Source organism: Stenotrophomonas sp. YJH_SMC_36 (genome assembly GCF_059369935.1).
This window is the reverse complement of record NZ_JCAFTD010000004.1, coordinates 309,835-333,812: the sequence shown is the minus strand read 5'-3', so window position 1 is coordinate 333,812 and position 23,978 is coordinate 309,835. Positions and strand designations below refer to the sequence as shown.

General features: G+C 66.4%; 18 protein-coding genes and 1 pseudogene. 12 read left to right on the top strand and 7 right to left on the bottom strand.

The annotated features are described in order from the left end of the window. The first annotated feature begins 24 nt into the window (after positions 1 to 24). From AC5P76_RS10070 to AC5P76_RS10060, 3 genes are read left to right on the top strand one after another with little or no spacing between them, the layout of a single operon-like run. On the top strand, positions 25 to 648 hold the full coding sequence (locus AC5P76_RS10070; RefSeq protein ID WP_065182216.1) for a sigma-70 family RNA polymerase sigma factor: 624 nt from the start codon (positions 25 to 27) through the stop codon (positions 646 to 648). Continuing rightward, positions 645 to 1,325 carry a ChrR family anti-sigma-E factor gene (locus tag AC5P76_RS10065; RefSeq protein ID WP_253118458.1) on the top strand — a complete coding sequence of 227 codons (681 nt, stop codon included), beginning with the start codon at positions 645 to 647 and terminating at the stop codon, positions 1,323 to 1,325. The genes AC5P76_RS10070 and AC5P76_RS10065 overlap by 4 nt, the downstream gene beginning before the upstream one ends. Before the next feature lie 32 nt (positions 1,326 to 1,357). Continuing rightward, positions 1,358 to 2,026, top strand: coding sequence for an NAD(P)H-binding protein (locus AC5P76_RS10060; RefSeq protein WP_053518533.1), 669 nt, complete (start codon positions 1,358 to 1,360; stop codon positions 2,024 to 2,026). Positions 2,027 to 2,047: 21 nt separating this feature from the next. Here AC5P76_RS10060 and AC5P76_RS10055 read toward each other — a convergent pair whose 3' ends face one another. The 4 genes from AC5P76_RS10055 to AC5P76_RS10040 all read right to left on the bottom strand — a co-directional run bounded on the left by AC5P76_RS10055 (position 2,048) and on the right by AC5P76_RS10040 (position 7,778). Next, entirely contained in the window at positions 2,048 to 4,444 is a 2,397-nt protein-coding gene (locus AC5P76_RS10055) for a response regulator (RefSeq protein WP_495222738.1), read from the bottom strand. Next, positions 4,437 to 4,904 (bottom strand): response regulator, encoded by a 468-nt coding sequence (locus AC5P76_RS10050; RefSeq protein ID WP_053518529.1) that lies wholly within the window; start codon positions 4,902 to 4,904, stop codon positions 4,437 to 4,439. The genes AC5P76_RS10055 and AC5P76_RS10050 overlap by 8 nt, the downstream gene beginning before the upstream one ends. Then, the gene (locus AC5P76_RS10045) at positions 4,901 to 7,138 is read right to left on the bottom strand and encodes an ATP-binding protein (RefSeq protein ID WP_065175683.1); all 2,238 of its coding nucleotides are present in this window, start codon (positions 7,136 to 7,138) and stop codon (positions 4,901 to 4,903) included. The genes AC5P76_RS10050 and AC5P76_RS10045 overlap by 4 nt, the downstream gene beginning before the upstream one ends. 97 nt (positions 7,139 to 7,235) lie before the next feature. After that, complete coding sequence (locus AC5P76_RS10040; protein WP_231107782.1) at positions 7,236 to 7,778, bottom strand: biliverdin-producing heme oxygenase; 543 nt, start codon at positions 7,776 to 7,778, stop codon at positions 7,236 to 7,238. A gap of 195 nt (positions 7,779 to 7,973) precedes the next feature. Between AC5P76_RS10040 and AC5P76_RS10035 the strand changes: the two genes are divergently transcribed. Continuing rightward, entirely contained in the window at positions 7,974 to 8,273 is a 300-nt protein-coding gene (locus AC5P76_RS10035) for a hypothetical protein (RefSeq protein WP_065175681.1), read from the top strand. Between the two features lie 13 nt (positions 8,274 to 8,286). Here AC5P76_RS10035 and AC5P76_RS10030 read toward each other — a convergent pair whose 3' ends face one another. Both AC5P76_RS10030 and AC5P76_RS10025 read right to left on the bottom strand, forming a co-directional pair. Next, complete coding sequence (locus AC5P76_RS10030) at positions 8,287 to 8,772, bottom strand: TspO/MBR family protein (protein ID WP_253118460.1); 486 nt, start codon at positions 8,770 to 8,772, stop codon at positions 8,287 to 8,289. A gap of 66 nt (positions 8,773 to 8,838) precedes the next feature. Further along, a complete protein-coding gene (locus tag AC5P76_RS10025; protein WP_253118461.1) occupies positions 8,839 to 11,034 on the bottom strand; it encodes a translocation/assembly module TamB domain-containing protein in 2,196 nt (731 codons plus the stop codon). Between the two features lie 77 nt (positions 11,035 to 11,111). Here AC5P76_RS10025 and AC5P76_RS10020 point away from each other — a divergent pair. Continuing rightward, positions 11,112 to 11,183: pseudogene (locus AC5P76_RS10020) on the top strand (CGNR zinc finger domain-containing protein); the annotation flags it as partial. A 24-nt stretch (positions 11,184 to 11,207) separates the two neighbouring features. Here the strand turns inward: AC5P76_RS10020 and AC5P76_RS10015 are convergent. Beyond that, complete coding sequence (locus AC5P76_RS10015; protein ID WP_111186975.1) at positions 11,208 to 12,455, bottom strand: arsenic transporter; 1,248 nt, start codon at positions 12,453 to 12,455, stop codon at positions 11,208 to 11,210. Positions 12,456 to 12,857: 402 nt separating this feature from the next. Between AC5P76_RS10015 and AC5P76_RS10010 the strand changes: the two genes are divergently transcribed. The 7 genes from AC5P76_RS10010 to AC5P76_RS09980 all read left to right on the top strand — a co-directional run bounded on the left by AC5P76_RS10010 (position 12,858) and on the right by AC5P76_RS09980 (position 23,976). Further along, entirely contained in the window at positions 12,858 to 15,986 is a 3,129-nt protein-coding gene (locus AC5P76_RS10010; RefSeq protein ID WP_253118463.1) for a TonB-dependent receptor, read from the top strand. A 137-nt stretch (positions 15,987 to 16,123) separates the two neighbouring features. After that, positions 16,124 to 16,882, top strand: coding sequence for a SapC family protein (locus AC5P76_RS10005; protein ID WP_253118464.1), 759 nt, complete (start codon positions 16,124 to 16,126; stop codon positions 16,880 to 16,882). 9 nt (positions 16,883 to 16,891) lie between these two features. Beyond that, the gene (locus AC5P76_RS10000) at positions 16,892 to 17,908 is read left to right on the top strand and encodes a cupin-like domain-containing protein (protein WP_197571021.1); all 1,017 of its coding nucleotides are present in this window, start codon (positions 16,892 to 16,894) and stop codon (positions 17,906 to 17,908) included. Positions 17,909 to 17,916: 8 nt separating this feature from the next. After that, positions 17,917 to 19,449, top strand: a complete 1,533-nt coding sequence (locus AC5P76_RS09995) for a tryptophan halogenase family protein (protein ID WP_253118465.1) — start codon at positions 17,917 to 17,919, stop codon at positions 19,447 to 19,449. A gap of 197 nt (positions 19,450 to 19,646) precedes the next feature. Then, entirely contained in the window at positions 19,647 to 21,140 is a 1,494-nt protein-coding gene (gene xylB, locus AC5P76_RS09990) for a xylulokinase (RefSeq protein ID WP_253118466.1), read from the top strand. A 46-nt stretch (positions 21,141 to 21,186) separates the two neighbouring features. Further along, positions 21,187 to 22,521 carry a xylose isomerase gene (gene xylA / locus AC5P76_RS09985; RefSeq protein WP_253118467.1) on the top strand — a complete coding sequence of 445 codons (1,335 nt, stop codon included), beginning with the start codon at positions 21,187 to 21,189 and terminating at the stop codon, positions 22,519 to 22,521. 45 nt (positions 22,522 to 22,566) lie between these two features. Beyond that, positions 22,567 to 23,976: a sugar porter family MFS transporter gene (locus AC5P76_RS09980; RefSeq protein ID WP_164152081.1), complete on the top strand. Its 1,410-nt coding sequence runs from the start codon at positions 22,567 to 22,569 to the stop codon at positions 23,974 to 23,976. The last annotated feature ends 2 nt before the right edge of the window (positions 23,977 to 23,978 follow it).

Genomic DNA, 23,978 nt, shown 5'->3' with positions numbered 1-23,978 from the left:
TTCACCAGCCCGCCGCGACCGCAGATGTACCCTGACGCCGCCAGCCCTCCCGTTCCCTTCGACACCGCCCGCCTCGTGTCCAGCTCCCAGCAGCCCAGCACTGACGCACTGAACTGGACCGGTGACATGGACGCGGTGGCGCGGTTGCGCGACCGCGACTGCTTCATGCGCATCTATGACCACTTCATGCCCAGGTTGTGCGTCTATCTGCGCGGACTCGGCGTGCCGGATGCCGTGGCTGAAGAGCTTGCGCAGGAATGCCTGTTGAAGGTGTGGCTGCGCGCTGGAGACTACGATCCGGCGCAGGCGGCACTGAGTACATGGCTCTACCGGATCGCCCGCAACCTGCATATCGACCGGGTCCGGCGCGAGCGCAGCTGGATGCAGGTCCAGGCGGCCGTCGAAGAGGCCGCTGCCGCGGACCTGGTCGAGCGCAGCAGCGCCGAGCAGTTTGCCGACCATGCACGGCTGCGCCAGCGCATCAACGAACTGCCGGCCGTGCAGGCGCGCATGGTCCGTATGTCTTACTTCGAGGCCAAGAGCCACGGTGAGATCGCCTCCATTCTGGGCATGCCGCTGGGGACCGTGAAGTCGCATCTCCGCCGCGCATTCCTGCGCCTGCAGTCGCGGATCGGAGGTGCGCAATGAGCCCGCACCACCATCTGCACGAATCGACGTTGATGAGTTATGCAGCCGGCGCACTGCCGGCGCCATTGAGCATCGTCGCCGGCACGCATCTGGAGCGCTGCCCGGTGTGCCGGCAGCGCCTGCGGGAGGCTGAGGCGATCGGTTCGGCGCTGCTGGAACACACCCAGCCTGCGCTTGCCGAAGACCGCCGGGACGCCCTGCGCGAGGCCATGCTGGCCCATCTGTCCTCGCAGGCGGTCTCAGCAGCGGCCGAGCCATCATCGCCGCGGGAGGTGCCGCATGAACGGCCTGAGGCTGATCCGGACTACCTGCCGGCATCGCTGCACCCGTATTTCGGCAGGTCACTGGCAGCGCTGCGTTGGCGCTGGATCGCGCCTGGCGTGCACTGCATCCGGGCCGAACAGATGCCATCGTTGATCATGCTGAAGATCGCCCCCGGAAAGTACCTGCCGATGCACAGCCACGGACAGAGCGAACTGACGCAGATCCTGCGCGGTTCCTACAACGATGCGTTGGGCCTGTTCGCGCCTGGCGATGTCGCGGATCTTGACGAGGACGTTGAGCACCAGCCGGTGACGGCGCCGGGCGTGCCCTGCATCTGTGTGTCCGCGCTGGATGCCCCGCTGGTGTTCAGTGGTTGGCTGGCGCGCCGCATCCAGCGTTTCGTGAAACTCTGAGCCCCGTGGACAGTCACGCCGCCCCTGGCCGCATGAAGCTGCTCGTTGCCGGTGCAACAGGGCTGGTGGGGCAGGGCGTTGTCCTGGCCTGCCTGGAATCGCCCCGGGTGCAGCGTGTCACGGCACTGGTCCGCAGGCCGGGCAGCCGGCCGGGGCAGCAGGTCGCCGAACTGCTGCTCGCCGATTTCCGGCAGGCCGCCGGCAGTGTGGACCTGTTTTCGGGATTCGACGCCTGCCTTTACTGCGCCGGAGCGCCGCCGGTGGGAACCCGCGAAGCCGAGTACCGCGCGGTGACCTTCGATGCCACGCTTGCCGTGGCTTCGGCGTTCGCCCAGGCATGTCCGCAGGGGCGCTTCCTGTACGTGTCCGGGGCGCATGCTGATCCGCAGAGCCGCATCATGCCATTGCGGGTGAAGGGGCAGACCGAACAGGCGCTGGCCCGCTTGCCGATCCGTACGGTGATGTTGCGACCAGGCGGTGTCCAGCCTGTTGCAGGTACAGGCACGGTGCATTCGTGGATGAAGCCACTCTATGGTGTCGGCGCCCCGGTGCTGGGGCTGGTCGCACGCATGGCCCCTTCCATCGCGACCAGCAATCTGGCCCTGGGGCGGGCGATGGTTGCACTGGCCGACATGCCACAGCCGCCGGGCGTCGTTGAGTGCGCGCAGATCAACCGGCTCGGAACCAGGCAAGGCCCCTGAGCCGGCGCGCGCCCCGGTCCGTCAGCTGGAGGACGCCAGCACGCCGCGGATCGATTCGGCCAGATCGGCGCGCGTGAATGGCTTGCTCAGCAGCGCCGCAGAGCGGCCCGCGCCCCCGGGGGCGTCATGATCGCGCGGATAGCCGGATGTGAACAGAATCGCCACCTCAGGCCAGCGCTCCCGGACTTCGCGACCCAGTTCCCAGCCGGACATGCCGGGCATCACGATATCGGAGAACAGCAGATCGATGCGCGCGTCCGGGCGTTCCAGCAGGCGCAGCGCGGACGGCCCGTCATGTGCCTCCAGCACGCGGTAGCCCAGCTGGCGCAGGGCGTCGACGGTGTATGCGCGGACATCGTCATTGTCTTCAGCGACCAGGATGGTCTCGCCGCGCTGTTCATAGCCGGCCAGGCCCGCTGCCGGCGCGGGAGATTCACAGGGCAGTGGCAGCGGCGAGCGCGGGAACATCATGGTGATGCTGGTTCCTCCGCCCTCCACGGAGTCGATCAGGACGTGGCCGCCGGACTGCTTGACGAAACCATGCACCATGGAGAGCCCCAGGCCCGTGCCACGCCCCACCTGTTTCGTGGTGAAGAACGGCTCGAACACCCGCGCCAGCGTATCGGCCGGCATGCCGTGGCCGTTGTCGCGGACGCGCAGCATCACGTACTCGCCCGGAGCCGCATCGGGGAACAGGGCGGCATAGTCGCCGTCGAGATGGCTGTTGTCGATCTCGACCTTCAGCCGGCCGCCGCTGGGCATCGCATCGCGTGCATTCACCGCGAGGTTGAGCACGGAGGCCTCCAGCTGCGCGACGTCCAGTTCCACGCACCAGATGCCGGCAGCCGTGCTGATCTCCAGTCGCACCAGCTCGCCCAGCGCCCGCTGCAGCATGTCCTGCATTCCGAGCATGCAGTCGTTGAGGTTGACGGCCTGGCTGCGCAGGGGCTGGCGGCGCGCGAAGGCCAGCAGCCGCTGGGTCAGGCTTGCCGCGCGCGAGACGCCCTTCAGGGCGTTGTCCAGTGCGCGTGTGGTCGCCTCGGCCGACGCTCCAGGATGGCCGCTCAACAGCATCGCGTGCTCGACGTTGCCGGAGATGACCGTCAGGATGTTGTTGAAGTCATGGGCGATGCCGCCGGTCAGCTGCCCGACGGCCTCGATCTTCTGCGCCTGCCGGAGTGCATGCTCTGCCTGTAGTCGTGCGGTGGTCTCCACGGCTTCGGACACCACCGCGGTGACCTCGCCGGCGCCGTCCTGCAACGGACGGAATGAAACGTCGAAACTTCGCCGACCGGTGGGCAGCTCCAGTTCGAGCGAGTGCAGGGAGCTGCGCCCACGTACGGCATCGGCAACCGCCTTGTCGATCACCTCGCTCATTCCGGGCGTGCTGGTGAACCAGGGCGTCTGCCAGTAGGGGGTATCCACAACGTGCGCCTTCTCGGCCAGCACCGCGGCCAGCGAGGCGACGTTGGCGTCGACGACACGCCCGGACAGGTCAAGCAGCACCTGATGCTGGAAGCTGGACTCGAAGATGGACTGCAGACGTCGCTTGCTGGCCCGGAGCTCGGCGGTGCGCGCCTGAACCTGCCGCTCCAGCGACTGGTTGTCCTCGCGCAGGGCCAGTTCGGCGCGCTTGAGCTGGGAAACGTCGCTGCCCACGCAGATGTAGCCGACCACGCGGCCATCGGCTGCGCGCTCCGGTACGCAGTCCATCTGTACGAAGCGTGTCTCACCGCTGCGATGGGCAAGACGTGCCTGGAAGTTGGCGCGCTCTCCCTGGAGGACCTGCTGCAGGCTGGGCAGCGCCTCCTCGAAGGCTGAAATCCCGCTGATCTCGCGCGCAGTCCGTCCCTGCAGCTCGGCCAGGCTTACCCCGTGCCAGTCGAGAAACGCACGGTTGGCGAAGCGGAAGCGGTGTTCGTGATCGAACTGCGCGATCAGCGCCGGAACCACGTCGGTGATCTGCTGCAACTGCGCCTGGCTGTCATTCAGCGCCGCCTGGGCCTGGGCCAGCTCGCCACGCTCGTGGGCCTCCTGCCGTGCACGCCGTATCGCGTCCGGCAGTCGTTGCAGCCGCTGCTTCACCACGTAGTCGCGCGCGCCACGGGTCAGGGCCTGCACCGCCAGTTCTTCGGTAAGCGTGCCGGAAACAAAAATGAACGGCGTATGGGGGACGCGTTCGCGCGCCAGGGCCAGGGCCGCATCGCCATCGAAGCCGGGCAATACATGATCGGCGAGGATGACGTCATGCGTGCCGCTGTCGATGGCATCGAGGAAGCCCCGACGCGTCCATACGCGCTCCGCCTCGAAATCCAGGCCGGCCCGCAGCAGCTGGGCGGAGATCAGCTCCGCATCGAGTGCGCTGTCCTCCAGCATGAGGATGCGCAGGCGCTCGCCGTGGTCGGTGATATCACCCATGGTGGTGTCCCGAGCCGTTCGGGCGATGCGGCGGTGGTTGATTGGTGATTCCCCAGAACATGCCAAGACCCTGGATCGCGTCGAAGAATTCCTTGAAATCGACGGGCTTGACCACGAACGCGTTGACCCCCAGTTCATAGCTGCGGATCAGATCCTGCTCCTCCCGCGACGAGGTCAGCATCACGATCGGGGTGCTGCTGAGAACGGGATCGCCACGAACCTGCTCGAGCACCTCCAGTCCATTGACCTTCGGCAGCTTGAGATCGAGCAGCACGACCACGGGGCCGCCATGGCGGGCACCGGAAAAGGCGCCCTCGCATCGCAGATAGTCCAGCGCCTCGGCGCCGTCACGCACATGGATGACATCATTGAGCAGCTGGCAACGCGACAGCGCGGCCAGGGTCAACTCAGCATCCTTGGGGCTGTCCTCGACAAGCAGGATCGGCCGCAGGTCCCTCATTGAACATCTCCAGAATGCAGGGGCAGGGTGAAATGGAGGGTGGCGCCTTTGCCCGGCTCGCCCTCGGCCCAGGTGCGGCCGCCATGGCGGCCGATGATGCGGCGCACGTTGGCCAGGCCGATGCCGGTACCTTCGAATTCCTCGACATGGTGCAGCCGCTGGAACACGCCGAACAGCTTGTCCACATAGCGCATGTCGAAGCCGCAGCCGTTGTCGCGCACAGTGAAGACGTCCTCGCTTTCCGAGCGCTCGTGCGCCACTGCGATCACCGCGTGCGTGCGCTCGCGGGTGAACTTCACTGCATTGGACAGCAGGTTCTGCCAGACCAGGCGCATCATGGTGGGGTCGGCCTCAACCGGGGGCAGGTCCCCGATCTGCCAGTGGACGTCGCGTCCGTGGTATTCGAACTCCAGCATCTTCCGCACATCCTCCACCATGGCTGCCATGTCGATGCGTGCGCGACCCAGCGTCGAGCGGCCCATCTGGGAGAAGCTCAGAAGATCATCCACCAGCGTGCCGGCCGATTTGGCCGAATCGACGATGGTGTCGAGGAAACGCCGCTCGGTCTCGTTCAAGCGCTCGGCTGCCGAGCTGCCCAGCAGTTCGGAATAGCCCACGATATGCCGGAACGGGGCGCGCAGATCATGGCTGATGGAATACGAGAACGCCTCCAGCTCCTTGTTGCTGCGCATCAGCTGCTCGTTCAGTTCGGCCATCTCTTCCGCCTTGCGCAGCACGATGTCGACGATGGCGTTGCGCATCTCGAGCGCCGCATCGCAGTCGGCCTCGTTCCACGGCAGGCTGCGCTGCTGCACGGTCTCTTTCCATGCCTCGAAGGAATGCCGTGGCGACAGGGCGTCGCTGCCGCCTGCGCTCTTGCGTGGATCGCCACCCCATCTGACCGTGCGTACCACCTCTGGGCGGAACCACATCAGGTAGCTGTCATGCAGCTGGGAGATGGATACGGCGATCACGCCGCTGGCAACATCGCTGAACTGCTCCGCAGGCGGCCAGGCCGCGGTCAGATGATCGGTGACGTACATTTCCTCGCCCACGTGCGCGGTCGCGAGCCACTGTGCCAGCGCAAGTACCTCCGGATTCCCGGGGCATTGGCCCAGGCGCATGCAGTCGTTCCTGTGCACGATGGCCGCGCCCTGCGCGCCGGTCAGTGAAAGCAGGCTGTCAGGGTCCCGGCGGAGCGCGGCCATGAAGTCCTCGTCGCCGGCCATGCGGCCCAGCAGCTTGACCAGCAAGGACCGGCGCCCGACCCGTTCCTCAACGGCGCGTGCGCGCTGCTTCAGTGCGATCTGCAGCGACAGGATCTGCCCCATGAACTCGCAGGCCGTGCGCACGTGATAGGGCAGCCGGCGCGGCTGTGCGCTGTGGCACGACACCAGCCCCCACAGCTGTCCCTCGTGGATCAGCGAGACCGACATCGATGCCGCCGTGCCCATGTTGCGCATGTACTGCAGGTGCACCGGCGAGACGCTGCGGAGCGTGGAAAGGCTCAGGTCGGTGGGCGGGGCCTGGCGATGATGCCCGGCCCGCACCAGGGGCACGGGCGTGTAATCGCAATCGGCGATCAGCCGCACCCGGTTATGCAGATACAGGGCGCGCGCCTGCGCCGGAATATCCGATTCCGGGAAGCGCAGATCAAGATACGAAGGCAGGATGCCGTTGCCATCTTCGGCCACGACGGTTCCATTCCAGCCGGCGTCGAACTGGTAGACGAGGGTACGGTCGAATCCGGCGATCCTGCGTATGTGCGCAGCCGCCAGCTGGCAGAGATCCTCGACCGTCGCGGCCCCCTCGATGGCGAGCATCAGTTCGCGGATCGCGGGGTACAGCTCCTCCAGCGAGGCGGGTTGACCGGCAACGGGGGCTTCCAGTTCGATCAGAAGATCGTCATCTGAACGATGCGCGAGCAACTGGTGGCGCCCCAGCCCATCCAGGTGGACCGCGCCCAGGTGCAGCGTGCCGCCGGGTGCGATGTGCCGCAGGCGATGTACGAAGGGGCCGATCACACCGCCCAGTGCGTTCTCGACATGCTGCATCAACGGATCACCGTACTGGCGCAGCGCGATGGGCTGGCTAACGGCACATTCCCGCACCAGCAGCGTCAGCGGATCCAGCACCAGCAGCACGCCGTAGGGCTGGATGGCGCCCGGTGTGTGGATGGGTTCCCGCGCACAGTCCGACAGTGCATCGTTCCAGGTGCGATCAGCGGAAGGCATCAAGGGCGGTACTCATGATTCGTGACGGGCCGGGCGGAATGGAATGGTGACGGAAAATGCTGCGGCCGCATACCGTCCGGACGATGTGAATGCCTGTTCACGCATTGCTGAACACTTCAGCTGCGCAACGCCGCACGAATGCAAACGCCTGTTGAGCCGCGCTGCAGGCCTGCTGGCGTTGCTGCTGCGTGAGGGGTTCCGCATCCAGATGCGCGCGGGTGATCCGCCATTGCTCGGCCACGCCTGCAGGCGAAGGTGCAAGGTGACGGGCGCCATGGCCGGCACCCAGCCCCAGCGCGGCGGCGTACTTGAGCAGGACAGCCGAACCCAGGGCAGAACCCTCGACGGTATACAGCCAACCCAATGCCGACGCACGGGATGCGTGCTGCAGCCTGGGACGCCAGGCATGCGCGCGTGGCAGCGGGGCGCCCATATCCAGCAGATCCTGTTCAACCAGCTGCAGTCGTGCCGTTGCCGGAAGCATCAGCCCGTCCATGTACAGCGGCGCGGCGGCGTGGTGGAAATGCCATTGGACCTGGAGAAAGCGCCCGTAGCGCAATGTGGATTCGAACAGGCGTTGCCCGATCAGGAACGCATCGAGGCTGCCGTGCACCGACCGCGTGGCGTCCCTCAGGTACACGCTCAACGGACTACCGGCAGACTGCTGGCAGCGGGCGGGTGGATCGGAGGACGGCAATGGACTGTGCATCTGCGGCACCCTAGCAGAATCGGTCCGCGGCCCGCACAAGATTTCGCGGTCACTGCATGTGCACTGCACACCCGCTGCACGCCGGTTTCCATAACGTACGCAGGACACTTCCACTGGCGCTCCGTCGTGAACCTGCACACACCCCCGAACACGTCCCACTCCATGCGCGCGATGCCGGACAGCTGCCAGTTCCAGCTGCTGGATGTGGATCTTCTGCAGGACCCCGGCACCCGCCGCATCGTTCACCTGTATTCCATGGTGGCACGCTGCCTGCGCTGCGAGACGGTGTTCAAGGCGGTGGAGGGGCAGGGCCTGGTCAGTATGTCGGCCATCCGCGTGCTGCGCTGCCCGACCGGCTGCGGGCAGCAGTCGCTGAAGGGCGCGACCCTGCGCAGCTGGCAGCCTGCGCCTGAAGCAACCGCCTGAAGCGCGCACCGCCTTACAGGGCCCCGGGGTTGGCCTGCCACACCGCGTAGTTGAGTACGGCGGCGAACCCTACCCACAGCAGATAGGGCAGTAGCAGGATCGCCGCCAGCGTCCGGATGCGCGCGAAGGCAATCACGGTGGCGATGATGAGCGCCAGCAGGGCCAGGATATCCACGAAGGCGAGCGCACCCTGTTTCCATCCAAAGAACAGCCAGCTCCATGCGGTGTTGGCTGCCAGCTGCACGACGTAGAGCACCAATGCCACCGTGTTGGGGCGCCGTTCCTTCTCGCGCCAGACCAGCCACGCGGCCACTGCCATCAGCGCGTACAACACCGTCCAGACCGGTCCGAACAGCCCGGCGGGAGGCGCCCACGCGGGCAGCGACAGGGTGGAGTAGAAGTCCGATGCCGAGATCGAGGCCCGTGCGCCAATCGCCGCTGCCACGAAGGTCAGCGTAAGCCAGCCGGCCAGTCCAAGGGCCTGCGTTGTTCGTTTCATCGGGCATCCTCGCGTGGGTCTCGAACCAATACGAACGAGTGGCACGTTTGGATGCAGCGCCGGCCGTCAGTCCCCAGGCGCTTGTTGCGCAGGTGCCGCCGAGGCGGGCAGCAGGGAGGGGCGCTCATCAAACCACTCGCGGGCCTTTGCCAGGTGCCAGCGGCGCTGCTCGCCGTCGAGCTCGAGGCCGGCGCCGAGCACGCCCCAGCGCAGATAGAGATCGCCGCGCTTGTGCTGACCGGGAAGATCGAGGCGGGCGCGGACGGACCACCGGTCATTCTCCGCAGTCAGCTCGTCCAGGGTGAGATGCCCCGGCCGCCAGCGCAGTGTGGTCTGCGCATCGACCTGGCCAGCGTCGAGCAGCGACAGCACCCAGCGCGGATAGTCGCCGCGCTCGGCAAACACCGCCAGCAGGGGCGAGGCGTCGCTCATTGCCACGGCGCCACGTGCGTCCACCTGGAACGGCGACTGTGCATCGATGCGCCCGGACTGGATGTCGATACGTCCGCGCCACGGGGTCTTGCGTGCGACACCGGCCATCTGGATGTTGCGCAGCTCGACGGTGCTGCCCGAGACGTCGAAATGGCGGTCGGTGAAGTTGCCGCGGCGCAGGGCTGCATCCAGCTGCACGTCGCCGGCCAGTGACAGCCCCGCGACCTGCGCACGCGCCTGCCGGCCGAGCAGGCGGGCGCTGCCCTGGCCGATGCGACCATTGGTGTCCAGCCGAATGTCGCCGCTCACCTGGCCGGTGCCGCCGAGCAGCCGTACCTGGTCCGTGCCCAGATAGCGGTTGTAGGCCGCCAGGTCCGGAATGGTGGCGTCACTGAAACGCAGGTGCGCGCGCACACCGTTGCGCAGCTCGCGGATACGGCCGTCACCGCTCAGCGTCACCTGCAGATCGCGGCCATCGAACAGCCGTGTGCGCGGCGCGTCCGTCGGGTTGGCAGTGAAGCGGGGCAGGCGTACCGACAGCTCGGCGCGGGTGGGCGATCCGTCCTTGAGCTCACCATGCGCGCTGGCCGTGCCCGCCATCGTCACGCCGGCAATACCGGCAACCGCTTTGGCGGAGGGAATGTCGACCGTGCTGCCCGCCACCAGTTCACCGTTGCGGAGCTTCAGATCCGCCTGCAGGACGCCGCCGCCATCGAGCTGCAGCCAGGGTTTGCGAACGAACAGCGCGGGGATCCAGTTGAGTGAGGTGAAGGTCCACTCGCCGCGCACCGTTCCCGAGGTCCGTTCGATCAACTGGTCGATCTGGCGGAAAGGAATCTCACGGCCAGCAATCCGCAGATCGGCGTCCAGCGCTGCGCCCGTTCCTTCCTTGGGAGGCAGCCGGGCCTGCAGCCGAATGTCGTCGGCGGTGTTGAGCTGCAGGGCCAGAACGCCACGGCCGGGAGCGCCGTCACCGAGCAGCAGGGGCACGTGCCACAGCGCGTGGCTGCCGGGCTGCAGGCGTCCATGGTCCATGCGGATGTCCATCTGCAGTCGCCCCGGCACCGGGGCACTGGCGATCCGCGGCTGCGCCAGGGCGGTATCCAGGCGCAGCCCCTGGCTTCGTGCGTTGACCTTGAGCGCAGCCCGCAACAGGCCCAGTTTGGCCAAGCCGGGCGCCTGGTCGCGGAAATGGCGGGGATAGCTGAAGCGGGACGTGAGTTCTGTGTCCCCCAGCAGCTGGACGCCGTCATAACTGACGTCGGCGGCATCGAAGCGGACCTGGGAATCGAACAGTTCCGACGGACCGCCGCGCAGTTGCTTGAGGAAACCGACCGTTCCGGCTCCCTTGCCGATGATCAGCAGCTTGCCCAGCCGGGCACTGCGGATGCTGTCGCTATGGATGGCGTTGAAGCGCAGCGTCCACCCGCGGGTGCCGCGGGGGGGCGAGGGGACGACCTGATCGACGCGACTGACGTCGGCCGAAACACCGGTCGCCTGCAGCCGCGGCACCCGGACTTCGCGCCGGAACAGGGGGAGGAGGGCAAGGCGCGCACTGGCACGTTCCGCATGCAGCACATAGACCGTGTGGTTGACGTGGCCGCGCATGTGCACGTTCCAGGCGATCACGTGGCCCGGCACCAGTGTGATCGCCGGGCCCGTGGTCATCACGAACTTCTGCGGCTTGCGGTTGGTGACGTTGTCGAACAGCGGCGTGTTGAGGAAGACGTTGCCCGCCAACAGATAGGCTGCGTAGAGGCCGAGCAGGATGTAGAGCGCTGTGCGCCACCGGCGAGGCAAATGCTTGAGGTGCGCGCGGACTGCTGCCATGAACGCTCAACATGATGACGAACTCCGGCCACTATGGCCGAGTACCGTGGTTCACCATGTGAAGTGACTGGCGGCGCTGGTGCAGCATGGCCCAGTGCGGAAACCGCATGAAGGTGGCGGCGTTCCGCTCGCGCAGGCAGCCGCACTGAACCCTGTGCCGGGCCAGCGATGGCTCAGAGCAGCAGCAATGCCCCAAGCAGCGCGGGCGGCATCACCAGTACGCCGATGCGCAGGAAGTCGAGCCCGCTGACATGTTCGCCTTCGCGACGCAGGGCCACCAACCACAGCAGGGTCGCCAGCGAACCGGCCACCGACAGATTCGGGCCGAGGTCCACACCAATCAGCAGTGCCGCGCGCGTCTGCGCTGGCAGGTCGGCCATCTGCCCCAGTGAGCCTGCGGCCAGGCCCACCGGCAGATTGTTGGCGAGATTGCTGAGCAGGGCTGCGGCCGAGCCGGCCAGCCACCCGGCCTGGTGGGGTGAGGTGCGGGCAAGGGACTCCAGCGCACTGGCCGCCATCTGTATCACGCCGGTCTGTGCCACGCCTTCGACCAGAACGAACAGACCTGCCACCAGCGGCAGCACGCCCCAGGACACGTTGCGCAGCAGCGGCAGCGGACTCTGGCGCTGGCGAAGGGCGACGGCGACGACGCTCGCGCTGCCTGCGCAGAAGGTCACCAGACCCAGCGGGCCGTTCAACGCCGACGTCACCAGCAGCGCTGAGCCGGTGAACAGCACGCCGTAAGCACTCAGGCGACCGCCAGCAGACAGGGGGCGATGTTCCGGCGCCGGGGCCAGTGGCTGCGCGATCTCGCGGCGGTGCACCCAGCGCAGGACCAGGTAGGTCGCACCGATCGCCGCCAGCGACGGCAACGCGAACTGCGCCAGCCACTGCTGCAGCGGTGGCATGTGCCTGCCATACACCACCAGATTGGCCGGATTGGAGATGGGCAGCACGAAGCTTGCCGCATTGGCGATGAACGCACAGACGAACAGGTAGGGCAGAGGATTGGCGCGGGCCGCCCTGCACGCGGCATAGACCGCAGGGGTCAGCACGACCGCGGTCGCGTCGTTGGAGAGGAATACCGTCACCAGCGTGCCCACCAGGAACACCAGGTCGAACAGCCGCCGCCCGGAGCCCCCCGCGTGCCGCACCGCGTACAGCGCCAGCCAGTCGAACAGGCCTTCCCGCCGCGCGAGCTCTGCCAGAACCATCATCCCAACCAGGAACAGATAGACATCACCGCCTTCGGCGACCGCGCCGAGGACCGTGCCGACCTGCATCACACCGGTCAGCGGCAGCAGCGCCGCCGCCACGACGGCCCAGACATACTCGGGCAGGCGGAAAGGACGGAACAGCAGACCCACGGTGGCGAGCGCCACCGCCGACCAGATGATGGCGGAGGAGTAGGAAGCGAGCATGGGGAGGGGGAGCAGGAAACGCGGCATCATACCGTGTGGGTCGCGCCGCGGCCGCGTGTGCGATGCGCACAAGGGGACTGCCGCGGGAATGATTTGCTGCGCTGCACGGTGACAAGCGGGAACCAGGGTGATTAGTCTGCGCCTCAACGCGATGGTAGCGCTACCAATAGATTCGGGGTTTTGGGTCCAGGGGCTGCCTTCTTTACCGCGTGTTCGTCCTGGCAGGCTTGAAAGCGAGTTTGAGTCGCGGCGCGTCCGGCGCCCGCGATGTTCGGTTTGGAATACGGGCCTCGCCCGTGCGTGCCCCTGGGAGGGGGCGGTACATCCATTCGATCGTATGTCATAGGGGACTTTCATGAGCGCTCGCAGTTTCCGTGCTACTCCAGACCCGAGGACCCGTCCATGAGCCGGACCTTGGCGAAGTTCCGCTCCAGGGCCATGTTCACGTTCGTCGGCGGCGTCCTGGTGATCAATCCCGCCTTCGCACAGGAGGCCTCCACGACCACCGCACAGCCGCCTACGGCGCAGACGCAGCCTACTCAGCTGGACGCGGTGCAGGTGACCGGTATCCGCAACAGCCTCAGCCAGGCCATGGACATCAAGCGTGATTCGGCTGGCGTGGTGGACGCGATCAGTGCCGAGGATATCGGCAAGTTCCCCGATACCAACCTGGCGGAGTCGCTGCAGCGCATCACCGGCATCTCCATCGAGCGTCGTGACGGCGAAGGTGCACAGGTCACTGCACGTGGCTTCGGTCCGCAGTTCAACATGGTGACCCTCAACGGACGCCAGATGCCCGGTGCCGATGCATTCGGTGCGTCCGGGCAGGTCGCCATCGGTGGCGTCGACGGTGGCACCCGCGCCTTCAACTTCGCGCAGCTGGCCGCCGAGGCCATCAACGGCATCGAGGTCTACAAGACCAGCCAGGCGCAGGTACCCAGCGGCGGCATCGGCGCGACGATCAACATCCTGACCGCGCGGCCGCTGGATCACGAAGGCATCATCGCCAATGCCGGCGCGAAGCTCGTCTCCGACCGCAGCCAGCCGTTCGACAATGATCTGACGCCGGAGCTGTCGGGCATCTTCAGTTACAGCAACCCGGAAAAGACCTTCGGTGTGAGCCTGAGCGCGAGCCAGCAGAAGCGCAAGGGCGGCTCGGTTCAGGCCACGGAGAACTACTGGAACGTGCAGCCGTGGACGGGCTCGATGCCCGGCAACCCGACGGTGGTCAACGCGCCGGAGATCGGCCAGCTCTATGCACGCCCGAACGACCTGCGCTATGCATTCTCGGAGTTCGAGCGGGAACGCGTGAACGGCCAGGCCGTTCTGCAGTTCGCGCCCACGGACAGCCTGACCCTGACCGTGGACTACACCTACTCGACCAACGAGATCACCGAGAACCGTGGCGAGCAGGGCATGTGGCTGCAGAACAGCAACTACACCAACGTCCAGTTCGATACCAGTGGTGCAGTGGCCACCCCGGTCTACATCCGCGAAATCGCCGGCACCAAGGATTTCGGGTTGGAACAGCAGCGCAGCATGCAGGAGTACAAGCTGGGATCGCTTGGCTTCAATGCCGTGTGGAATGTCACCGACCGCTTCAAGCTGAGCTTCGACGCACACAATTCGAAGAACGAGAGTCGTCCGAATGATCCGCTCACCGGCGGCGGCTCGATCTTCATGAGCATTGCCGGCACCAACAACTGTACCCGTGGCCCCCATTGCGGTGGCTCCTGGGTGCAGGAACTGGAGTTCAACAATGGTCTGCCGGTCGGCACCCAGACCTGGTATCCCAGCACGGCAGATGCGATCGCCGGCACCAACGGCGTGGTCAACCCGGGCTTCCAGGAGGGCGAGATCGGCACCCAGGTGCTGCGTGTCAACGCACAGTCGCAGGTGAGCGAGATCAAGCAGGCCCGCGTGGACGGCGAATGGAACTTCGACCAGGGGCGGTTCCAGTTCGGCGTGGACACCAACAAGTCGACCACGCACCGCATCCAGGCAGCCGAGGCCTACTCGACCCTCGGTGACTGGGGCGTGGCCAACGTGAACCGGGATACCGATGCCGGGCTCATGGATCTGCTGCGTCCGGTCAACATCGTCGGCCTGTTCGACGACTACAGCGCCAGCAGCTGGCCCGCATGGCGCGGCAACGCCGGCCAGCTCGCACAGTGGGCGGCGGACGAATATGGCGTGGGACTGGGAGTCAGCCCGCAACGCGCGGCCGACAACTTCGTGGAAGAGAAGACCAAGGCGGCCTACTTCCAGGTGGAACTGGATGGCCAGCTGGGCAGCATGCGCACCAATACCCGGCTGGGCGTGCGCTACGAAACCACCGACGTGGTCTCGACCTCGGTCATCGCCGTTCCCGAGTCCATCGAGTGGCAGGCCAACAACGATTTCCGCATCGTGCTGTCCGACGAGCAGCAGCCCTTCACCGAGAAGGCAAGGTACAGCTACATCCTGCCCAATCTCGATTTCAGCATCGATTTCACCGATGAGCTGAAAGGCCGTGCCTCGTTCGGCAAGAGCATCGCCCGCGCGCCCTACGGCAATCTCTATGCGGGCCCGGGCGCACAGCAGCCGTTCGGATCGGTGCTGATCGATCCGTCGTCGCGCGCCAGCGGCAACGCGCAGAATCCCAGCCTGAAGCCGCTGGAATCGGACAACCTCGACCTCGGGCTGGAGTGGTATTTCGCCGACGCCAGCTATGTGTCGTTGACCTACTGGAACAAGTCGGTCGACAACTTCATCGGAAATACCGTTGTCCAGGAGAGCCTGTACGGGCTGACCGATCCCACGTCCGGCCCGGATGCGCGTGCGGCTCTGGACTTCCTCACCAGTGCAGCCTGCGTCTCCCAGGTCGGTGCCGCCAATGCGGCCGCCTGCTCGGCCAACGACACCTCGCTGTTCACCGCGCTGGCGTTGCTGCGCAACAACCCCGCCGGACTGGCGGCCTACAACGGAACCGACGCGCAGGTGCTGGCCACCGAAGCGGCCTACGATCTGTATGGCCAGGCGGACGATCCGCTGTACCAGTTCAATGTCAACCGCCCGATCAACCAGAACAAGTCCAAGCTGCACGGCTGGGAGCTCGGCGGGCAGTACTTCTTCGGCGACACCGGTTTCGGCGTGCTGGCCAACTACACGATCGTCAGCGGCGACGTCGGCTACAACAATGGCGGCGATCCGGGCATCGACCAGTTCTCGCTCACCGGTCTGAGTGATACCGCCAACGCCATGCTCATGTACGAGAAGTACGGCTGGTCGGTCCGCCTGGCGTGGAACTGGCGCGACCAGTACCTGATCCTGGCCAACCAGGGCGCCAGCCGCAATCCCTACTATGTGGAGGCTTACGAGCAGTGGGATCTGAGCGTGAACTACACGCTGGACGACCACTGGTCGTTCGGACTGGAAGCGATCAACCTGACCGGCGAGGACGTACGCTGGCGCTCGCGCACGTCGCAGATGATCGTGAAGCTGGCTGACCAGAGCCCACGCTACATGCTGGGTGTCCGTTACAAGTTCTGAGTCTGGCGACGGACCCGTCCGGCGCGGTACCGTTGTCCCGGCAACGGTACCGCACGGGCCTGTCCTGACGCAGCACCTGTCGCACGTGCCGGCGGTACCCTGCCGGCCACTGGCCCCGCACCGGACTGGACACCCTGATGGCCCGCTATGAAATGCTCAACAACATCGCCCATCGGGACCTGAGGGTCGCCACCGGCTTCGGCCCCGAGTTCGGCGACGCCGTGGGCATGGTGCCGGCCTATCCCAGCGAGTTCGCCGAACTGCAGCGGGAATATCCCATCTTCCTGCGCAAACAGGCCGGATCGGGCGAATGGCAGGCCGTCGCCCTGCTCGGGTTTGAACAGCACGAGAACCTGTTCCTGCAGGACGGCCGCTGGAACGCCTCCTATCTTCCGGGAGCCGCAGCGAAGGGGCCGTTTCTGATCGGATTCCAGGAGCATTACATCGACGGTGTGCTCACCCGGGAGGCGGTGATGCATGTCGATCTGGACCATCCCCGGGTCAACACCGACGCCGGCGAGCCGCTGTTCCTGCCGCAGGGTGGCAACACCCCCTACCTCGACCACATCGCCGGCGTGCTGCGTGGCATCCATGATGGCAGCGCGTTCGGCGCCGCGATGTTTGCAATGCTTGACGAAAGCGGACTGATCCAGCCGGTCACGCTCGATGTGCAGATCACGCAGCATCACCGGGTGAGCGTGAACGGATTGCACGGCATCGACCGTGAGCGCCTGGCGCTGCTGGACGACTCGACGCTGGCCGCGCTGAATCGCGCTGGCTGCCTTGAGGGCGCCTACCTGATGCTGGCGTCGCTGCACAACATGCGCCGCCTGATCGCCGAGAAGCAGCGGCGCCTGCGCGCGCAGGAAGCAGCAGCGTCCACGGCCAGGAACTGAGGGCGGGCGATGGGGGCTGCGATGCGGATACTGGAGGGCATCGATCCTGCTGCGCTGCCTCTGGCCTCGCTGGTCGAGGCCGGAGAGCCGGTAGTGCTGCGAGGCATTGCGTCAAACTGGCCGCTGGTCGAGGCTGGACAGCGCTCCACGCTGGACGCGCTGGCCTACCTGGGCGGCGTCGACGCGGGCGTGCCCATCCAGTACTCGTTCGGCGGGCCAGACATCGACGGGCGCCCGTTCTACACCGCCGACTTCAGCCGTCTGAACTTCGAGGTCCGTCGGGCATCGCTCAGCGAGGTGCTGGACGGGATCGCCTCGACGCTGCATGAGCCAAGACCGCCCACCTACTACGTGGCGTCGCTGCCGGTGGAGCGGGCATTGCTGCCGGCATTCGCACAGGCCAACCAGGCCGGGTTGGCAGGGCAGGGCATCGACGCGTTGGCCAGCATCTGGATCGGCAACCGCGTCACCGCATCGTGCCATTTCGATACCCCCGACAACCTTGCGTGCTGCGCGGTGGGCCGACGCGAGTTCACGCTGTTCCCGCCCGAACAGATCGACAATCTCTACCCAGGCCCGCTGGATCCCACGCCAGGCGGCCAGGTGGTGAGCGTGGTGGACTTCGAACGTCCCGACTTCGACAGGTATCCCCGCTTCAGGGAGGCCCTGGCGAGTGCACGCAGCGCAGTGCTGGAGCCAGGGGATGCCATCTTCATTCCCAGCATGTGGTGGCACCATGTGCGCAGCCTGGCGCCGTTCAATGTGCTGGTGAACTACTGGTGGCGTAGCTCGCCGGCCTTCCTCGGCTCGCCCCTGCCGGCGCTGCACCATGCGATGTGGGCCCTGCGCGATCTGCCCGCGCGTGAAAAGAAGGCGTGGGAAGCGCTCTTCCAGTACTACGTATTCGGCCCCGGCGAGCGCGCGGGGCAGCACCTGCCCGACGATGCGCGGGGGGATCTTGCACCGTTCGACGAGCAGCGCGCGCGCCGCATGCGCGCGATGCTGCTGGGCAGACTCAACCGCTGAGGGGCACCGTGATCGATACCGCGAGCACAGCAGAAGGGCGCATCCGCAAGGTGGTCATTGCCGGCGGTGGCACCGCCGGTTGGCTGGCCGGATGTGCGCTGTCCCATCAATTCCGCGACCAGCTGGACATCACCCTGGTCGAGTCCGAGCAGATCGGTACGGTCGGTGTCGGCGAGTCCACCGTACCGCCCATCCGCACTTTCCATCACTTTCTGCAGATCGACGAGCAGGAGTTCCTGCGCGCGGTGGCCGGCACGTTCAAGCTGTCGATCTCGTTCGAGAACTGGCGCCTGCCGGGCGAGCGCTTCTTCCATCCGTTCGGCACCATCGGACATGGCACCTGGGCCACGCCGTTCCACCATTTCTGGCTGGACAGCCTCCGCCGCGGCATGCCATCGGACCTGGGCGATTTCTGCCTGGAGAGCGTCGCCTCGCGCGACGACCGCTTCTCGCTGCAGACCCAGCCGCAGCCCAGCTACGCCTATCACTTCGATGCCGGTCTCTACGCCCGGTTCCTGCGCCGCAGAGCCGAGGCGCACGGCCTGCGACGGGTGGAGGGCAGGATCGCCGAGGTCAGACAGCATGCGCATGATGGTTCGGTGCAGTCGCTGGTGCTGGACGACGGGCAGGTCATCGAGGGCGATCTGTTCATCGACTGCACCGGCTTCCGTGGCCTTCTGATCGAGCAGACATTGAAGACCGGCTATGAGGACTGGCACGAATGGCTGCCGTGCGATCGTGCCGTCGCGGTACAGACCGAATCGGTCGCTCCACCGGTGCCGTACACCCGGGCCATCGCCCATGAAGCCGGATGGCGTTGGCATATCGCGCTGCAGCACCGCGTCGGATGCGGGCTGGTCTATTCCAGCCGGCACATGTCCGACGACGAGGCGAGGGCGAAGCTGCTGCGCGACGTGGGCGCACCGCCGCTGCGCGAACCCTGGCAGGTGCCCTTCCGCAGTGGACGCCGTCTGCAGGCCTGGAACAGGAACGTGGTTGCGCTGGGGCTGGCCAGTGGCTTCATCGAACCGTTGGAATCCACCAGCATCCATCTGACGATCAGCGCCGTGGTGCGGCTGATCCAGTTGTTTCCGTTCGATGGGATCGCGGCCTCACTGGTGCAGCTATACAACGAGGTCAGTTGCCAGGAGATGGAACACGTGCGCGATTTCATCATCCTTCATTACCACGCCACCCAGCGCGAAGAGCCGTTGTGGAAGGCGTGCCGCGAGATGGCGGTGCCCGAGTCGTTGCAGCAGCGGCTGCGCGCGTGGCGTGAGCGCGCGCACGCGTGGCAGGACCCCGGCGAGCTGTTCCGGGTCGAGTCGTGGACCAGTGTGCTGCTTGGCCAGGGCATCCAACCGGGCCGCCCGCACCCGCTTGCGCGGGCACTGAGTGACGCCGACCTGCGCACGCTGCTGAAACGCATCCAGCAGCCGGTGCGGCAGGCGGCCACGCAGATGCCATCGCAGGCGGAATTCATCGACCGCTATTGCCGGTCGGGCCCCGAGGTATGGCACGCGAACAGGGCGGCGTCGTAACAGGTGTGCCTGCAGATGCCGCGACGGCGAGCAGGGTTTTGCGTTGCAGCACGCTTTTTCCGCCGCGGCTGGTTACAGTGCGGCATCACGGCGGGCGGCACGCACGCCGTGCAAACGAGGAGGCAGTGCAACAAGGCCTCCTTTTTTGAATGTCAGAAATGGTAGCGCTAACTTTTAGGTGTTCGGAGGCGGTTTCGATGGGTCTGGTTGCCGGTGTCGACGCAGGAACGCAGAGTTTGAAGGTGCTGGTCTACGACCCGGAGGCGCGTGCCGTTGTCGCCCGCACTAGCGCGGCGCTGGAGATGAGCAGCGGCGCCGATGGCAGCCGGGAACAAGTGCCGGCCGACTGGGTGGCGGCGCTGCGCACCTGCTTCGACGGGATTGATCCATCGCTCCGGTCACGCATTGCAGGTCTGGCCGTATCGGGCCAGCAGCACGGCTTCGTGCCGCTGGATGCGGCGGGCGACGTGCTGGCGCCGGCCAAGCTCTGGTGCGATACCAGCACGTCGGCCGAATGCACCCGGATCATGGATGCCGCCGGCGGAATCGACCGGACCATCGCGCTGGCCGGCAATCCGATCCTTGCCGGCTATACGGCCTCCAAGCTGCCGTGGACGAAGACGCATCGCCCGGCAGCCTATGCGCGGCTGGCGACCATCCTGCTGCCGCACGACTATCTCAATTTCGTGTTGACCGGGCAGCGGTTCTGCGAGCACGGAGATGCCTCCGGCACGGGCTGGCTCGATGTGCGCACGCGCACGTGGTCGCAGGCGCTGCTGCGCGCCACGGATCCGGACCGCGATCTTGCCGCCTGCCTTCCCCCCATCGCCCCACCTGATGCGTTGTTCGATATCGACCCCGCGGCTGCCAGCATGCTCGGACTGCCGGTGACGGTGAAGGTGGCGGTCGGCGGTGGCGACAACATGATGGCGGCCATCGGCACCGGCTGCGTCACGGAAGGCCGCCTGGCGATGAGCCTGGGAACGTCGGGCACGTTGTTTGCCTACTCCGATTCACCGGTGATCGATCCGGACGGGGCCTGGGCCGCCTTCTGCTCTTCCACCGGCGGCTGGCTGCCGCTGATCTGCACGATGAACTGCACCGTCGTGACCGAGCAGGTAGCGAGTACCTTTGGTTTCAGTACGCGTGACGGCGATGCCCACCTCGACGCGACGTCGCCCGGCGCTGGCGGATTGGTCATGCTGCCGTTCCTCAATGGCGAGCGCACCCCCGACCTGCCGCTGGGCAAGGGCGTGCTGGCCGGCCTGGACACCCATAACTTCACGCCGGCGCACATCTACCGCGCTGCCATGGAAGGGGCGACCTACAGCCTGAAGTTCGGCTACGACGCGTTCAGGCGCGCCGGCATGCAGTTCGACCGCATCGTGCTTACCGGGGGTGGCAGCAACAGTGCCGCGTGGCGGCAGCTGGTGGCCGATGTGTTCGGACTGCCGGTCGACGTGCCGGTGCAGGCCGAAGGCGCGGCATTCGGTGCGGCGCTGCAGGCCCTGTGGGCCATCGGGCGGTCGCAGGGTGATGCCGCGCCGATCAGCGAGGTCACCGCGCAGCATGTCAGCTTGGACCCGGCACTGTCCGCGCGTCCGGATTCCGGCCGCAGTGCGGCCTATGCCTCCGCCTATTCGCGTTTTCTCCGCCATCTCGAGGCCGTCACGCCGCTGCAGCGCGGCTGAGGTCCGCCTCCCTCCAACATCCCGCACAACGACAGGAGCACGTACCATGACCACGCAGCCCTTCATCGGCGCCAAAGAGTACTTCCCGGGCGTCGGCCGCATTCCGTTCGAGGGCAGGGACTCGGACAATCCGCTCGCCTTCAAGGTCTACGACGCGAACCGGGTCATCGGCGGCAAGACCATGCAGGAGCACCTGCGCTTCGCCGTGTGCTACTGGCACACCTTCTGCAACGCCGGCCACGATCCGTTCGGACCGGGAACCCGGCAGTTTCCGTGGGAGGCCGGTTCGCCGCTGGCCACTGCAGAGGCGAAGGTCGATGCAGCCTTCGAGTTCTTCACCAAGCTGGGCGTGCCGTACTGGTGCTTCCATGACATCGACCTGGCGCCGGATGCAGACGACATTGGCCAGTACCAGAAGAATCTCACGCACATGGTGCGCCTGGCCAAGGCCCGCCAGGACGCCACCGGGGTCAAGCTGCTGTGGGGTACGGCCAATCTGTTCTCGCACCCGCGCTACATGAACGGCGCATCGACCAATCCTGATTTCGCCGTGGTTGCCCGTGCCGCGGTGCAGGTGAAGGCCGCGCTGGATGCCACCGTCGAGCTGGGGGGCGAGCACTACGTGTTCTGGGGTGGGCGCGAAGGCTACGCGTCGCTGGCCAATACGCAGATGAAGCGCGAGATCGAGCATTTCGCGCGGTTCCTGACGATGGCCCGCGACTACGGCCGCAGCATCGGCCTGAAAGGCAACTTCCTCATCGAGCCCAAGCCGATGGAGCCGATGAAGCACCAGTACGATTTCGACAGCGCGACCGTGGTGGGCTTCCTGAAGGAGCACGGGCTGGACAAGGACTTCAAGCTCAACATCGAAGCGAACCACGCCACGCTCTCGGGGCACACCTTCGAGCATGACCTGCAGGTGGCCTCCGACCATGGCCTGCTTGGCAGCATCGATGCCAACCGTGGCAATGCGCAGAACGGGTGGGACACCGATCAGTTCCCGAGCGATCTGTACGACACCGTAGGCGCGATGCTGGTCGTGCTGCGGCAGGGTGGCCTGGAGGGCGGGCTGAATTTCGACGCCAAGGTGCGCCGGGAGTCGACTGACCTGGAAGACCTGTTCATTGCCCACATCGGCGGCATGGACGCGTTCGCACGAGGTCTGGAAGTGGCACACGCACTGCTCACCGAGTCGCCGTGGGAGCAGTGGCGCAGGGAACGCTACGCCAGCTTCGACACGGGAGCCGGCAAGGATTTCGAGCGCGGCACGCTGAGCCTTGCCGACCTGGCCACGCTGGCCGCCGATAACGGCGAGCCGCGCCAGACCAGCGGCAAGCAGGAACGCTACGAGAACCTGCTCAACCAGTATCTGCTGCGCTGAGCACGGCAGCGTCAAGGCGACAATGGAGCGATCGAGGGGATGTCGATGAACCAGGCAGCAGATGGCGGAGAGAACACACGGCTGATCGTTCTGATCAGCGTGGTGGCAACGATTGGCGGGTTCCTGTTCGGGTTTGACAGTGGCGTCATCAACGGCACCCAGGACGGCCTGCACCAGGCGTTCCGCTCCGGGGAATGGATGCAGGGCTTCGAGATCGCCTCGATGTTGCTGGGCTGCGCCGTGGGCGCCTTCAGCGCCGGCAGGTTGGCCGACCGGCTGGGGCGGCGCAATGTGCTGATCCTGTCGGCGGTGATGTTCCTGCTGTCGGCGCTGGGGGCCGGCGCTGCGGGTTCTTCCGCGTGGTTCATCGTCGCGCGGGTGATAGGGGGATTTGCAGTTGGCGCGGCGAGCGTGATTTCACCGGCCTACATCGCCGAGGTGGCACCCGCCCGTTACCGTGGCCGACTGGCTACGGTGCAGCAGATCGCGATCATCAGCGGGCTGACCGCAGCGTTCCTGTCCAACTACCTGCTGGCCGCCGCCGCCGGGGCATCGACGGAGCCTCTGTGGGCAGGGCAGGCCGCCTGGCGCTGGATGTTCTGGATGCAGGCGGTGCCCTCGCTGGTGTTCCTGCTGCTGTTGCTGACCATCCCCGAGAGCCCCCGCTACCTGGTGGTGAAGCGGCGCAAGGAGGACGCACTGCGGGTTCTCACCCGGCTGCTGGGCCGCGACAAGGCACAGCTCACGCTCGACGAGATCGAGGCCTCCCTGTCCACCGACCATCATCGTCCGCGGCTGTCCGACCTGAGGAGCAGGGCGACCGGGCGGATCCGTCCCATCGTCTGGGTGGGTGTCGGCCTGGCCTGTTTCCAGCAGCTGGTCGGCATCAACGTGGTCTTCTACTACGGCGCCGTGCTGTGGCAGGCGGTCGGGTTCTCGGAGAACGACGCGCTGCTGATCAATGTGCTGTCCGGCGCACTGAGCATCGGCGCATGCCTCGTCACCGTGCTGCTGATCGACCGTATCGGTCGCAAGCCGCTGCTGTGGATCGGCTCGGTGGGCATGTCCGTATCCCTGGCGCTGGTGGTGGTGGCCTTCGCCAGCGGCTCGCTGGCCGACGGGCACCTGCAGCTGCCGGGCCGCATGGGCACCCTGGCGCTGGTCGCCGCCAATGCCTACGTCGTGTTCTTCAATCTGTCCTGGGGACCGGTGATGTGGGTGATGCTGGGCGAGATGTTCCCCAACCAGATCCGGGGCTCGGCACTGGCCGTCGCCGGTGCAGCGCAGTGGACGTCGAACTTCGCGGTCACGGTGACGTTTCCGATGCTGCTGGCCGCGGCCGGGCTGGCGGCAACCTACAGCATCTACCTGGTGGCCGCGGTGGTCTCGGTCGTGTTCGTGCTGCGCCATGTGCACGAGACCAAGGGCAAGGAACTGGAGCAGATGGAAGGATGAGC

What these genes read in the sequence shown, in the direction of transcription:
- AC5P76_RS10070 (WP_065182216.1), top strand. Translation starts at nt 25, where the DNA reads ATGTACCCTGACGCCGCCAGCCCTCCCGTTCCCTTCGACACCGCCCGC.
- AC5P76_RS10065 (WP_253118458.1), top strand. Translation starts at nt 645, where the DNA reads ATGAGCCCGCACCACCATCTGCACGAATCGACGTTGATGAGTTATGCA.
- AC5P76_RS10060 (WP_053518533.1), top strand. Translation starts at nt 1,358, where the DNA reads ATGAAGCTGCTCGTTGCCGGTGCAACAGGGCTGGTGGGGCAGGGCGTT.
- AC5P76_RS10055 (WP_495222738.1), bottom strand. Translation starts at nt 4,444, where the DNA reads ATGGGTGATATCACCGACCACGGCGAGCGCCTGCGCATCCTCATGCTG.
- AC5P76_RS10050 (WP_053518529.1), bottom strand. Translation starts at nt 4,904, where the DNA reads ATGAGGGACCTGCGGCCGATCCTGCTTGTCGAGGACAGCCCCAAGGAT.
- AC5P76_RS10045 (WP_065175683.1), bottom strand. Translation starts at nt 7,138, where the DNA reads ATGCCTTCCGCTGATCGCACCTGGAACGATGCACTGTCGGACTGTGCG.
- AC5P76_RS10030 (WP_253118460.1), bottom strand. Translation starts at nt 8,772, where the DNA reads ATGAAACGAACAACGCAGGCCCTTGGACTGGCCGGCTGGCTTACGCTG.
- AC5P76_RS10025 (WP_253118461.1), bottom strand. Translation starts at nt 11,034, where the DNA reads ATGGCAGCAGTCCGCGCGCACCTCAAGCATTTGCCTCGCCGGTGGCGC.
- AC5P76_RS10015 (WP_111186975.1), bottom strand. Translation starts at nt 12,455, where the DNA reads ATGCTCGCTTCCTACTCCTCCGCCATCATCTGGTCGGCGGTGGCGCTC.
- AC5P76_RS10010 (WP_253118463.1), top strand. Translation starts at nt 12,858, where the DNA reads ATGAGCCGGACCTTGGCGAAGTTCCGCTCCAGGGCCATGTTCACGTTC.
- AC5P76_RS10005 (WP_253118464.1), top strand. Translation starts at nt 16,124, where the DNA reads ATGGCCCGCTATGAAATGCTCAACAACATCGCCCATCGGGACCTGAGG.
- AC5P76_RS10000 (WP_197571021.1), top strand. Translation starts at nt 16,892, where the DNA reads ATGGGGGCTGCGATGCGGATACTGGAGGGCATCGATCCTGCTGCGCTG.
- xylB (WP_253118466.1), top strand. Translation starts at nt 19,647, where the DNA reads ATGGGTCTGGTTGCCGGTGTCGACGCAGGAACGCAGAGTTTGAAGGTG.
- xylA (WP_253118467.1), top strand. Translation starts at nt 21,187, where the DNA reads ATGACCACGCAGCCCTTCATCGGCGCCAAAGAGTACTTCCCGGGCGTC.
- AC5P76_RS09980 (WP_164152081.1), top strand. Translation starts at nt 22,567, where the DNA reads ATGAACCAGGCAGCAGATGGCGGAGAGAACACACGGCTGATCGTTCTG.